Origin of the sequence: Pseudoalteromonas lipolytica, from assembly GCF_900116435.1 — a bacterium.
GTDB lineage: Bacteria > Pseudomonadota > Gammaproteobacteria > Enterobacterales > Alteromonadaceae > Pseudoalteromonas > Pseudoalteromonas lipolytica.
Genome location: NZ_FPAZ01000002.1, coordinates 95,072 through 107,611, shown reverse-complemented (window position 1 = coordinate 107,611; position 12,540 = coordinate 95,072). Strand labels below are relative to the sequence as shown.

13 protein-coding genes and 1 pseudogene are annotated in these 12,540 nt (G+C 42.9%); 1 reads left to right on the top strand and 13 read right to left on the bottom strand.

What is annotated here, in order from left to right:
* Positions 1-117 precede the first annotated feature (117 nt).
* Positions 118-849, top strand: coding sequence for a substrate-binding periplasmic protein (locus BM378_RS02015; RefSeq protein WP_074988457.1), 732 nt, complete (start codon positions 118-120; stop codon positions 847-849).
* Here BM378_RS02015 and BM378_RS02010 read toward each other — a convergent pair.
* The 13 genes and pseudogenes from BM378_RS02010 to BM378_RS01955 form a co-directional block, all read right to left on the bottom strand.
* Positions 846-1,526, bottom strand: a complete 681-nt coding sequence (locus tag BM378_RS02010; protein ID WP_074988456.1) for a substrate-binding periplasmic protein — start codon at positions 1,524-1,526, stop codon at positions 846-848. The genes BM378_RS02015 and BM378_RS02010 overlap by 4 nt on opposite strands.
* A 194-nt stretch (positions 1,527-1,720) precedes the next feature.
* Positions 1,721-1,930, bottom strand: a complete 210-nt coding sequence (locus BM378_RS02005; RefSeq protein ID WP_036972536.1) for a cold-shock protein — start codon at positions 1,928-1,930, stop codon at positions 1,721-1,723.
* Positions 1,931-2,132: 202 nt separating this feature from the next.
* On the bottom strand, positions 2,133-2,837 hold the full coding sequence (locus tag BM378_RS02000; protein ID WP_074988454.1) for a hypothetical protein: 705 nt from the start codon (positions 2,835-2,837) through the stop codon (positions 2,133-2,135).
* A complete protein-coding gene (locus BM378_RS01995) occupies positions 2,825-3,571 on the bottom strand; it encodes an iron transporter (protein ID WP_074988452.1) in 747 nt (248 codons plus the stop codon). The genes BM378_RS02000 and BM378_RS01995 overlap by 13 nt, the downstream gene beginning before the upstream one ends.
* Positions 3,558-3,875: a cupredoxin domain-containing protein gene (locus tag BM378_RS01990; RefSeq protein ID WP_118845288.1), complete on the bottom strand. Its 318-nt coding sequence runs from the start codon at positions 3,873-3,875 to the stop codon at positions 3,558-3,560. The genes BM378_RS01995 and BM378_RS01990 overlap by 14 nt, the downstream gene beginning before the upstream one ends.
* A gap of 19 nt (positions 3,876-3,894) precedes the next feature.
* Positions 3,895-5,205, bottom strand: coding sequence for an ATP-binding protein (locus tag BM378_RS01985; RefSeq protein ID WP_074988450.1), 1,311 nt, complete (start codon positions 5,203-5,205; stop codon positions 3,895-3,897).
* A complete protein-coding gene (locus BM378_RS01980; RefSeq protein WP_065979228.1) occupies positions 5,205-5,864 on the bottom strand; it encodes a response regulator transcription factor in 660 nt (219 codons plus the stop codon). The genes BM378_RS01985 and BM378_RS01980 overlap by 1 nt, the downstream gene beginning before the upstream one ends.
* Positions 5,865-5,867: 3 nt before the next feature.
* Complete coding sequence (locus BM378_RS01975; protein ID WP_036972546.1) at positions 5,868-6,515, bottom strand: tetratricopeptide repeat protein; 648 nt, start codon at positions 6,513-6,515, stop codon at positions 5,868-5,870.
* A 20-nt stretch (positions 6,516-6,535) separates the two neighbouring features.
* The gene (locus tag BM378_RS01970) at positions 6,536-7,312 is read right to left on the bottom strand and encodes an SDR family oxidoreductase (RefSeq protein ID WP_074988449.1); all 777 of its coding nucleotides are present in this window, start codon (positions 7,310-7,312) and stop codon (positions 6,536-6,538) included.
* Positions 7,309-7,998, bottom strand: coding sequence for an iron-containing redox enzyme family protein (locus BM378_RS20515; protein WP_199524833.1), 690 nt, complete (start codon positions 7,996-7,998; stop codon positions 7,309-7,311). Before BM378_RS20515 ends, BM378_RS01970 begins: the two co-directional genes overlap by 4 nt.
* Positions 7,999-8,016: 18 nt before the next feature.
* Positions 8,017-9,420, bottom strand: a pseudogene (locus tag BM378_RS01965) (AMP-binding protein); the annotation flags it as partial.
* 44 nt (positions 9,421-9,464) lie between these two features.
* Positions 9,465-10,106: a thermostable hemolysin gene (locus BM378_RS01960; RefSeq protein WP_074988445.1), complete on the bottom strand. Its 642-nt coding sequence runs from the start codon at positions 10,104-10,106 to the stop codon at positions 9,465-9,467.
* 190 nt (positions 10,107-10,296) lie between these two features.
* Positions 10,297-12,456, bottom strand: a complete 2,160-nt coding sequence (locus tag BM378_RS01955; RefSeq protein WP_036972550.1) for a S46 family peptidase — start codon at positions 12,454-12,456, stop codon at positions 10,297-10,299.
* Between the last annotated feature and the right edge of the window lie 84 nt (positions 12,457-12,540).

Here is a 12,540-nt window from a genome sequence, read left to right as displayed (position 1 = left end):
AGGACTTTAAGGGGTTAAAGGTCTATCTGACTTGAACGATACTTCACCAAGGGCCGCAAGGCCCTTTTATCGTTTTATGTGCTAATATTTATTTACTAAGTCTTTTTAAGTACATAAATGAAATCTTCTCTACTTATATCTTTATTCTTATGTATGAGTTGGTCTGTATTCGCCGCACCATCACTCACGGTCGTGACTGAGCTCTCTCCTCCTAATCAAACGCTCATCAATAATCAGGTTACAGGCGTAAGCACTGAGTTAGTGAAAGCCATTTTTGACAAAGCTGACTTGCAAGCAGATATTGAACTTTACCCTTGGGCACGCGCCTTTAATATGGCGCAAAAAAAGCCTAATACCTTTATTTACAGCATTGCAAAAACGCCTGAGCGATTAAATCAATTTGAATGGATTGGTGAAGTAGCGACGTACCATATGGGATTTGTTAAACTGACCTCCCGTAAAGACATTAAAATCAGCTCAAACGAACAAGCAAAACGCTATAAAATAGCGGTACAACGTGATGATCTTGCTGCAAAGCAATTGACCGAGCGTGACTATATTCTGGTCTATACGACGGATATTACAAAGTCGTATCAGTTATTAATTTCGGGTAAGGTTGATTTAATTATCGATGATAAAAACTATCTTACTGCGATGGCCGATCAACTGGCACAGGATGAGTCACGTTTTACCTTTGTTCATGCTATCGATTTTTTAAGCATAAATGGCTATTTAGCTGCCAATAAACACACCAACCCACGCTACATAATGGCCTTAAAAGCCGCATTCAATGAAGTATCAAAAACACAACGGTATAAAGAAATAATGATGCTTAACAAACAACATTAATTATTGGGTGGGGCGTACTTAGCAATATTTTTATCAAGTAGCCCTTGGCGACTTAACTTGTTGTAGCTCGCTTGCAAACGCTCAACAAACTCTTGAGGCATGTTTTTGTTAAGCGCCAAAAAGTTACCCACGGTTTCATTTAGTGGCAACTCAATAAGTTTTACCACTTCTTTTCCAACATAACCATATTGCGTAAGCTGGTAATGAAATGACAACTCAGAGCCAATTATTAAGTCGAGTTTATTTTTGAAAAAGAGGTTGATGCACTCATAATGATGGCCGAATTTGAGTAAGTTTTTATTATTTTCGAAGCCAATACTTTCGACAAATTTTTCGTAAATGCCATCTCGTACAACACCTAAGGTGTAGTCTTTCACTTCTGATAAGTCACGGGGATTAACATGGGTATTCGATTTTAAGCGGTAAAAGTAATTGCGCGATGATGCCAATGGTCCAACCCACTTAAACAATGCTTCACGCTCGCTAATACGCGCAGCTGATATAAGCCCAGACATAGGATGCTGCTGTGCTAAATGGTAGGATCTTGCCCAGGGTAACAGTTCGAAGTGACACTCAATGCCTGCATCAATACACATTGCACTTACAAACTCGAGATTAATGCCTTCTAAGTGCCCTTTATTAGAAAAGTTATATGGCGGAAACTGCTCAGTGTAGATCGTGAGCGTTTGTTTTGCTAACGCGACAGGGACAAAACATAGGCATACTAATATTAAATATTTTAAAATAGCTAATGCACTCAGATAAAATTACTGCATTAAATATAGGAATATTCATCATGCCAGTCAATTTTTAGGCATTAAAAAAGCAAGCCGTAGCTTGCTTCTTTTTAACTTTTACTTTTCAGTAAAAATTATAACGGAGTGATGTTATCCGCTTGAGGACCTTTTTGACCTTGTGAAAGAGTGAACTCTACACGTTGGCCTTCAGCTAAAGTTTTGAAACCGTCGCTTTTGATAGCGCTGAAGTGTGCAAACACGTCTGGGCCATTTTCTTGCTCGATGAAACCAAAACCTTTAGACTCGTTAAACCACTTAACTGTACCTGATACGATGTTAGACATAGTATTATTCCTGATATTAAAAAATTAAAAATGCCCATGTGGGCGGGTGTAGCAAAAAATGAGATGGTACTTAAAAACTTCAGGACGGTACTACAAGTATTACTTATACAACAACGAAATAAAGATTTATTAATTACACGCTTTCTTTCTAGCTGACGCCCACTATATAGAGTTAAAGCGATAAGTCAAACACTATCGACAATTAAAATTCAAATTCAAGCGCTAAACGAAAGCTGTGGTCTTTACCCGATTGACTTAATTCACTTATAAAGCCGGCTTCCCATTTAAGCTGGTGTTTAGGGCTAAAGCGGTGCAAACCGATAAAACCAGGTCCTACACCAAAAAAGTCTTCACCCGAATACACCTCTATCGATGGCTGAAACTCAGCGCGATAACGATAACGGTATTGTAAGCGGAACTCGGTTTCCCATTCACTATCTATGTCTGCGCCCCACTCGTACACTAAAAACGCATTCATGGTTAAGCTTGTACGACCAAATTCTTTTTCCCATAAAAAGCCTGTCGTGGCCTCGTAAGCATCAATTGTATGTTGTTTTTCAAGCTCGAATAAGGCGCCCCAGTCAGCCCATAACCGCCCTTGCTCAACAAGCTGCCAGCGCAGTTCAACCTCATAAGACGCTAAACCGAAATCGCCATTATCGTCTCTTTCGCCAACCATATACCCCTCAAGGCTCATGGTATCATTAATGGCTCCGCCAAAACCTGCACGCTGAGCAAGTACGTTGCCTTGGTCGGTTTGCCTTGAAACGAGCCGCCATTCAACCTCACGCTCAAACGGCATAACATAGGGGTGATATACTTTATCAACCACCATGCCATCGGCATGCGCAACATGCGCCATACTTGCCAATAACAAGCAACTAAAGCTAATAATTAAGAACCGCATACAGGCTCCTTAGTGTGTTTAACGTTTAAAACACGGGCGAGGACTAAAAATACAATTGTGGCAATTGCATAAACCCATAGCGCCGTTTTACTGGGCGTTGCTTCGTAGCCTAACAACGCTTTTAACACCCGACCCAGCTCGGAGTTTTCAACCACAAACCCGCGCCAGTCTAAATAGTTTGATGTTATATCGAGTACGTCGATTTGACTCGCTAAATCAAGCAATATGAGTAATTTCGCCGTCGCATTTAATGCCAACAACACAATTAATGGCTGGCATCCTGCACGCCTGACAATGCTCTCGAGTAAAAAAAACAACAGCACGCCAAAGCTAATGCAAATACCGACTCCTAAAAAGGTCCCTAATAGTAGTGGTTCGGCCGCGTCTTTACTGTGCCAAAAGCTCACCAAATAAATCATGTAATGACTTAAATACAACGCCATAGTCGCTACTAATGCCACTGCTGCTGCCACTTTACTGTGCCGACAGCTTATTAACGCGGCAACAAATATCACCACACACAGTAGCATTTGAATAAACTCTAAACCTCGGTGCTGAAACAGCTGACTGACCCACGCCGCACCTTGAACAAACAGTAAACTAACCGCAATACCTACCATGCTGTGTATCAGTACTTGTCGTTGGCTAAGGGGCACAATCAAACTTAATAAAACGGCTAAAATTACCACTGGCAACAACTGATTTATGCTCATTAATAAACTAGTTATCAGCATTTTTATCCTCCGTCGCAATCACGGTGCCGCGTGCAGTATTAGGCGAAAATTCACCAAAAAAGTCGTAGCGGCCGGGGCTTAGCGGGCCAATATAAATAACGCTGGTGCGACCTGGGTAAAGTACTTTTTCGCGGTTTAGATCAAAACTATCAAACTCTTCTGGGGTGTTATCTTGATTGTCGATCAATAAACGTAGTTTTTTGTTTGCCGGCACTTTAATTTCGGCGGGATAAAATAAATGATCTTTTAATATGAGTGTGTACTCTTTGCCATAGGCGAGCCAAGAAGGCAGACACAACATCATAGTGAACGCAAAAATCCATTTATTCACTCCTGTCTCCTTGTATAAAGGACACGCTCACACGTAAGCCACCTAAGTGACTATCGGCAAGCGCTATATCAGCGTTATAAATCGATACAATGTGTTCAACAATCGCCATACCAAGCCCTGCCCCTTGCTCTCCTGATGGGTGTTTATCGCCGCCCACCCGATAAAAACGGTTAAAAATACGCTGTTTTTGGGCTTCATCAATACCGGGGCCTGAATCATCAATTTGCCAGATATACCGACTATTGTCGGTTTTCAGGGTAATGCTCAGTTCTCCCTGAGCGGGGGTGTATTTTATGGCGTTACTGAGTAAGTTGCCAAATAAAGTGACGAGCGTAAATTCGTCTCCGTCGATGATAAAATCATCTCCTTCTATGCTGATTGTGTGCTCTTTTTCATCAATGCGATCATAAAGTTGCGACACCACTTGCTGGCTAATTTCTAGCACTGAAATGGGGCTAAATTGCGCCTGCCATTGCTCGGGGTAAGTTCGCCCTAAAATCAACATTTGCTCAACAATGTTACTGAGTTTATCGAGCCCTTTTTCCATCGCATCAAGTTCAATATTATCACCCCCTTGGGCAAGTAAATTATGTACATTGATTTTTAAACTGCTGAGTGGAGTTCGCAGCTCATGGGCAGCATCTGAAGCAAAAAAACGCTCCCGTAAATAGGCACTCTCAACACGCTTAAACAAGTCGTTTAAGCGGTTAATAACCGGTTTAATTTCTTGCTCTGGGGTTTGCCATGGTATTGCGGTAAAGTCATTTGCTTGGCGATGCTGAAGCTGATTAGAAAGACGTGTTAGCGGTGCAAGCCCTTGTTTTACAAAGACACTGATTAGAACAGCCAAAATGGGCACACTCCACAGCAATGGGGTCATTGCTGACAGAATAACGGTTTCGGTGAGCGCTACGCGCTTACTTAACGGCTCTGCAATTAATACCCGCTTATTAGCTTCGCTTAAACGGTAAACCTTGACCCGTTGCCCCGCTAAGTTTTCGACACTAAAACCTGGCTGCCATTGGCTTTGATTAATAGGGTTATTGTGCAATGACGTTGAACTTGAGACCACTTTGTCATCAACCCAAACCTGAAACAACAGCTGGGGCAAATCAGTGCTATGTGTGGGTGTTTCTTTGCTTAGCGGTTGTTCAATCAGCACATGCGCAAGCGTCACCAACTCATTATCGAGTAATGCTTCAGCCTGATTCATACTTTCGCGGTAACCTTTGGTGAAAGCCAAAAAGCAGGTCAAAATCACCATTGAGAGTATTAATAAGGTGAGTCGCTTACGAATTGACACTAGCGTTTACCCACCACATAGCCGATACCACGCAAGGTTTTAATAAATTCCTTAGGGAATTTTTTACGCAAATGATGAATGTGCACTTCGATGGTGTTTGAACCCACTTCTTCACCCCATTCATAGAGTTTACTTTCTAACTGCTGTTTGGACTGCACCCGACCTTGGTTTTCTAACAAGGCTTTAAGCAACATAAACTCTTTGCGGGGTAAATTGACAGGCTCGCCTTGATACCTCACGGTAAAAGCTGCGGTATCCATTTCGACGTCGCCCACTTGCAGTATACTCGTTTGCGCTTGCGTTAAACGCCGGCTTGCCACTCTAAGGCGAGCAAATAACTCGGCTGGATCAAACGGTTTAGCCAAATAATCATCAGCACCTAAATCAAGCCCCATCACTTTATCATCAATGCTGCCACGGGCTGTTAAAATCACCACAGGAAGCTGTTTACGATTCTTTTTTATGTGCTTAAGAATATCGATGCCATCACCATCTGGTAGCCCTAAATCAAGAACTACCAGTTCAATTTCATCGCTTTGCAACCATTGCATCGCAGACTTAACGGTCGCACTGTGTTCAACACTATAACCTTGTTGACGTAAAGAGCGACACAGGCCTTCTGCGACTAAATGGTCGTCTTCAACGAGCAATAAATGCATGAGTTATCTCTTTAATTTTTTCTCGACCTTCGCCAATAATTGCGTGATTTCTTGTTGGCGATAAAGATCTGCTTTTACTCTATCAGGGCGCGCAGGCGCTTGCTGAGCAACCAGTAAAAATTCTTTCGCTGATTTGTATTTATGCTCATCATATAAAAACGCGGCATATAAATAGTTGCTGTCGATGCCACGAGGATTTAGCTCAAGCGCCTGTTTAAATAGTTTTTTCGCTTCATCATCGTCACCAAAACCGATGGGCCAACCGGGTACTTTTCCGTATAAGGTTGCTAGGCTTGTGTATGCCGAGCCATCAAGTGCATTTGGGTCAAGTTTGAGTGCTTTTTCAAATTGCGCCTTAGCATCTTTAGCCAGACCTAACGCCCCTAGCCCGCCTTTTGCACCTGCATAGCTCGATAACACAATGCCGTACCAAATATGGCTTGCCGCTTGTGCGTCATTTGCTTTTGTAAATTCAGCCGTTTCACTGGCCAGCTTTTCAAACGCATTTAACTGTGCATCATCAACTAATTCGTAATTAACCACTGCCCACTGCTTTTGCACCGAGCTTAAATCACTATTAAAGTCGGCTTTTGCTGGGGCTGCCATAATAACGCCTAACATCATCAGGGCTTTTAAATTTAGTTTAGTCATAATCGTTCACCTTAATCAATTTAGTTCGCAAAAAAACTTTTTATTTTAGGAAGTTGTTTTGCAATTGCGTTATCAACTAGTGATGGAAATGCACCGTTAATACGGGCAAATAATGTTTCAGGGAAGCCGATAAAGCGGCGACGTTTTTTTGATTTAATTAACTCAACCAATGCATCAGCTACTTTTTCTGGCGGATCCATCGTGTTACCAAGTTCTTTATTCATTGCGCGTACTTGTGGCGAGTTAATGGCGGTGTCGGTTGCACGAGGTGCTAAATACAACACCTTAACCTCGCTGTGGCTCAGCTCTCTAGCAAGTGCTTCTGTCATACCTCGCAGGCCAAATTTACTGGCACAGTACACCGTTTGATACGGATACCCGATACTTCCAAACGACGAACCTATGTTGACTATGGTGCCTTTATTGCGAGTAATTTGGGGCAAAAACAGCTGGCATAATTTAATCGGTACAGTGAGATTAATATTCAATAGATGATCTATTTGCTGCTCACTCATTTCACTAAAGCCTTGCATAACGTTCATACCCGCATTGTTTATAAGTAAACTTGCCCCCCCTATTTGCTTCGCAAATTTAGCGAGCTCATCGCGTGATTCACTGTTATTTAGGTCGGCCTGAAAATATTCAGCGTCGTTGCCACATTCTAATTGCAGTGCAGCTAGCTGCTTAATGTTGCGCCCTACCAACACCACACGCCAGCCTTCTTTTGCAAGACGAAGCGCAATAGCACGACCAATGCCCCCCGTTGCACCGGTTAGTACACAAACGGGGCTACTCATGCGCTTTGCTCCAAATCTGACTCACGAAAGAAAGGCTCGGTATCAAGATCACGGAAAATATTGCCGTAAAGTTTATAAAAGCATTTAGCAGCGTGGATAATGGCGTGTTGATCGTCTTCGTTATCGATTTGATTCATTAAACTTTCGAAGAACTTCACATGTTCAATATCAAGTGCACCGTGTGACGTAAGGTAAGTAAACGCCTTTTTAGGTAAACCAATGACGTCACGAATTTGCCCTGCTGCGTTATCTGCCAGGGCAATTGAAGTGCCTTCGAGCACATGCACCATGCCAAAAAATGCCACTGGATTACCACGATTTATTAAATCGTACGCGTATGACACCATCAGCTCTGTTGAAAACTGCGGACGCGAATTGCGTACCCGCTCTTTATCAAAACCGCAGGCAGCAATATCGTTTAACACCCACTCTTGATGGCCCAACTCTTCTTCGATGTATTCTGCAACGGCTTCACGTAGCCACTCTTGTTTATCGCTGAGCTTTGCACCCAGCGCCATTAAAAGCGGTACGGTGTGCTTAACATGATGATACGCTTGCGATAAAAACGACGCATATTCTGCAAGGTTTACCTCACCTTTAAACACACGACCAATGATTGGTGCTGCTAATAGGTAATCACGCTCTTTTTGTGTTTCGGCTTGTAATGTATTGAAAAATTGACTCATGTTCGTCGCCTCTTGATAGAATGCTGAAATCTCGCTAGCAAAAAATGAGTTAATCACCTCGCGCTTAGGACGATTATTGCTCGTTAATAAACCTTGTGTGTGGCTCATTGGCTCTGCCAAACGGTGCCATTTTAGGATGTGTGCGTACTCAGGCAGCTGCGCGTTTTGGGCAGCAACATGCGCGGCAAGTTCATCATCAGTCATTGCTGGGTTGGCAAATATTAGCGCCGATAAAAACGCGCGGCCTTCACCAACAACGACCGCTTGCTGTACATGACTGTGACTAAGTAATAACGACTCAGGCCACTCAGCGCTGATATTGCGGCCAACGCTCGTGATTAGCTGGTTTTTTAAGCGTCCCTGGATCACTATGCGACCCTCATGCTCAGCGACCAAGTCGCCTGTTGCATACCAATCATCGCTCTTATGTGCCGCTTGCCCTAAGTAACCTAAAAATAATGAGCCTTTAATAAACAGTTGGTTGTTTTCAATTTTGTATTGAATGTGATTGAGCGCGCGCCCCGCCGTTTCAATATCATCATCAGCTGGGGTATTTAAGCTCACCACCGATGAAGACTCAGATAAGCCATAACCCTGATAAACCGGTAAGCCATATTCACGGGCTTGCTTGATCAGTTTGCTACTCACCACAGCTCCCCCCACAGCAATAAATTGTAAGCTAGTCGGGGCTTGCCATCCCTGCTTTGCAAAGGCCACTAAGCAGCTGAGAAGTTCTGGCACTAAAATGAGGGTATTAGGCTCAGTGCGCTCTATTGCAGCAATGAGTTTTTGCGGTTCACGTAACTGAGCACCCGAAAAACCAAGTTCAGCCAATGGCACTACATTAACACTCCCACCCGCTAACAAAGGCGCATATACACCGGCTAAGTTCTCAAGAAGTACAGGTAAAGGTAAAACACACAGATGGTTTGGTTTTTCTAAACCAATACGTTTATAAAGTGACGTTGCTACCTTGATTTGGCTTTCAAGCGATAAACACACCCCTTTTGGCGTACCTGTTGAGCCCGACGTAAAGGTTATTTTTTGCGTATTTTCGAAATATGTAATCGGCTGTGTATCAGATAACTGATATACATATAAAGGGTAGCGTTTACATACGTCAACCAAGGCCACTAATGTTGCATTTTCGCCTTCGAAAACACGATCACATACAAACAACTCAGCCCCACTATTTTGTAGACTCAGCGCAATTTGCTGTGCGGTAAAAAACGTTGGAAGCGGAATTGCGACTCTTTCAAGTTCAGTAATTGCGGCTTCAAGCACACACCATGCAGGCGTGTTATCCAGTTGGAAAGCAACGCCTTGGCCTGAAAATTCAGCCAATGTTGGTAATAAACGCGCGACCTCTTCAAGAAAACCATGCTTAGTTAAAGAACGCACACCATCAGGGTGCTGGCACATCAATAAAACGTCGCTATCGCGGTGCGGTAACTGTGCAAACCAATTCATAGCGCCTCCAAAAACACAGCAAGCTCAAGCGATGACAACAAACACTGTTGTTTAATATTGAATAAAGCGGGGGTGTTTATGATGCATTGATGCGCTTCATTTAAGTCAACGACACAAAGGGTCGGTTGGTTATCGTAATAGCTGCCCCAACTCGCAGGGTCTTGAAGTGCATAGGCATTCGCAACACCAATTTCATTGCAATGAACACCCAGCATTTTTAATAAAGCACGTACTTTACGAGTGGCGCAAAACACTAAATGGCTTGCCCCTGCTTGATAAAGCGCTTCGTTCATTAACACAAAATGCGCCAAGGTGGCTTTTCGATGCGTTGAGCACAAATTACCTAGCTCAAAAATCTGCTCACGCTTGGCATTCACGAAATGATCAATAGGCGCTGGCAGGTACTGTTCAATAAACAAAGGATATGATGCAGAACGAAGCCCTAGCGTACACACTTCTCCATCAATATTGAGCTCGCAAAGTAACGGCATAAATTGCGTAATTTTCGCATTATAGGCAGCAGCAAAACCTTGCTTAATAGTATTCTCGAGACGGTCACGGTCGTGTCCCCCTTCGCGTACACAAACAAAAGTGGGATCGTTTACTTGCGTATATTGTGAGTGTTTAACTGACAGCATTATCGTTCGCTCCACATAGGTTATGTGTAAAATTTATCGAGCGAAACTTAAATAAAACTTAAGAAATATTTATTTTTATAAAATATTTTTATTTCCTTGAATTGAAATGCGTTTATTTTCATTAAAAACAAAAATGCCAGTCGCAAGGACTGGCATTTTATCGCTCAGATAATAAAGCTATTTAACCGTGTTATTTAACGATGCTCATTTCTTTTAATAAGTTTTGGGCATTGTCGACCTTATCCATCACCCACAGCATGTAGCGTGAATCAACATGGATAGAGCGATTTAGATTAGCATCGTAATCCCAATCACCAATAATACTCTCGTACACACCGTCAAACAGTAAACCAACCAGCTCGGCATTGCCGTTTAAAGTAGGTGAACCTGAGTTACCACCTGTGGTATCAACATTCGATAAAAAGTTAACTGGCACCGTATTCATGCCGCCCGTGTAGTCGCCGTAAAGCTTTTGTTTAATCAACTCATTTTGCTTTTCAGGAGAGTTGAATGGTTCAACGCCGGTGTTCTTTGCAAGCAATCCTTCTAAAGATGTAAAGGGGGTTGCCACTAAGCCATCCTGCGGTGAATAGCCGCCTACCGTGCCATACGTCACACGTAATGTGCTGTTAGCATCAGCATAAACAGGTTTGTTCATCGCTTTGTTGTAAGCAATAATGGCTTCCATTAGAGCTGGGCGCGCAGCTTGTTGCTTACCTTCAAGCTCTTTTTTCGCATCTTCAATGTCTTTCATCACGTTAAAAATAGCGTGTGCGTATTGAATAAATGGATCGCTGCTTTGCTTTAATTGTGCAAGGTCTAAATCAGTCATCCATAGACGCTTTGTTTCATCGCTTAGCACTGAGTTAGCATACATATCATCAAGCAAAGCCTGTTGCTTTTGCTTGTCAAAACCAGCGCTTAAACCAAGTGCTTTATCAACTTCTGCAACACGCTCGTCGCTTGGTAGCGCTGCATACTGCTCAATAAAGTACAGTAAAATAGCTTTATCAACCGTTTCGTCGTAACGGCGGCTCATGCTTTCTAGGCGAGATTTAATACGTGGAATATCACGCTCTTGGTAGCCGCTTTCACGTTCTGCGTCTGGCTTTTGCTTTTCATAGGCTAAACGATACAGCATGCGCGCTGATGACATCATTTGCGAACGATGCACATACCCTAACATGCGGTCGCGTTGATTATGCTGCTGCGACTCATCGACTAACGCAGTTAAATCTGCCAACACGCTGCCGTATTTAGCTTTACGTTGACTGTCTTTATTAATCCACGCTGCTAGATCTTTTTCGAATTGCTGTTTGCGGGTATACATTGAACCTTTATTAAAGCTCTCTATCATTGAGCCATAATTTTTAATGTAATTGTTATAGCCAGCGATTGTGCTTTCGTAAGCAATACGCGCCGCGGAACCCTCTGGGGCATTTTCTTCAATCAATGAAACATATTTTGAATTGTATTTGCGTGCCAGTGGATAAGCCGTGTTAAACACGTAATCAACCTCAGGTGAAATACGGTAGCGGTTAGTGCTACCTGGGTAGCCCGTTACCATTACAAAGTCACCCTCTTGTACGCCCTTGGCACTGACTTTTAAAAACGCATCGCTTTGGTAAGGAACATTGTCTTTAGAGAACTCAGCGGGCTTGCCATCCTTGCCCACATAAGCACGGTAGAATGAAAAGTCACCCGTGTGACGCGGCCACATCCAGTTATCAATATCGCCGCCATATTTACCCACACCCATGGCTGGGGCATACGCTAAACGCACATCTTTAATTTCAAGTGACTTAATTAAGTAATACTCTAAGCCACCATGAAAAGTATACACATTACAGCGGTAGCTATCATCTTGCTCACACTCGCTTACCAATGCTTTTCGGTTTGCTTCAATGGCATCAAAACGCGCTTTACCTGTTAGGGTATCGGTGCCTTGGTTTACTTTATCTGTGACTTCAACGACGTCTTCAGTCACGTACACGCGTGAACCTGGTGCGGCAGGCACTTCTTCGGCATGATTTTTAGCAAGAAAGCCGTTTTCAAGAATGTTGTTCTCGGTTGTTGAGTTGTACTGGATTGAGCCATACGCACAGTGATGATTTGTTACCACTAACCCTTTAGGCGAAACAAACGAAGCGGTACACCCCCCAAGGCTGATAACTGCATTCATTGGAAACTCTGTCAATTTTGAGATTGACTGTACGTCGATGTTCAAGCCTTTCGCTTTCAAAATTGATTCAAGTTCTGGCAATTGGTGAGGCTGCCACATACCTTCGTCTGCAACAGCAACATTTGCAACAGCGAGACCCACTGCAGCTGCAATAAATTTAAAACGCATAGAATACCTTTATATTATTTTGTTAATCATTTTTAGCGGTCGTATCATTCACCTTGTTTTGTACAATAGCAATAATTTGCGACT

Bases quoted from the DNA above. Each gene is read 5' to 3' on its own strand.
- BM378_RS01990 (WP_118845288.1), bottom strand. From the start codon at position 3,875: ATGATGTTGTGTCTGCCTTCTTGGCTCGCCTATGGCAAAGAGTACACA.
- BM378_RS01995 (WP_074988452.1), bottom strand. From the start codon at position 3,571: ATGCTGATAACTAGTTTATTAATGAGCATAAATCAGTTGTTGCCAGTG.
- BM378_RS01975 (WP_036972546.1), bottom strand. From the start codon at position 6,515: ATGACTAAACTAAATTTAAAAGCCCTGATGATGTTAGGCGTTATTATG.
- BM378_RS01970 (WP_074988449.1), bottom strand. From the start codon at position 7,312: ATGAGTAGCCCCGTTTGTGTACTAACCGGTGCAACGGGGGGCATTGGT.
- BM378_RS01955 (WP_036972550.1), bottom strand. From the start codon at position 12,456: ATGCGTTTTAAATTTATTGCAGCTGCAGTGGGTCTCGCTGTTGCAAAT.
- BM378_RS02005 (WP_036972536.1), bottom strand. From the start codon at position 1,930: ATGTCTAACATCGTATCAGGTACAGTTAAGTGGTTTAACGAGTCTAAA.
- BM378_RS01960 (WP_074988445.1), bottom strand. From the start codon at position 10,106: ATGCTGTCAGTTAAACACTCACAATATACGCAAGTAAACGATCCCACT.
- BM378_RS20515 (WP_199524833.1), bottom strand. From the start codon at position 7,998: ATGAGTCAATTTTTCAATACATTACAAGCCGAAACACAAAAAGAGCGT.
- BM378_RS02000 (WP_074988454.1), bottom strand. From the start codon at position 2,837: ATGCGGTTCTTAATTATTAGCTTTAGTTGCTTGTTATTGGCAAGTATG.
- BM378_RS01980 (WP_065979228.1), bottom strand. From the start codon at position 5,864: ATGCATTTATTGCTCGTTGAAGACGACCATTTAGTCGCAGAAGGCCTG.
- BM378_RS02015 (WP_074988457.1), top strand. From the start codon at position 118: ATGAAATCTTCTCTACTTATATCTTTATTCTTATGTATGAGTTGGTCT.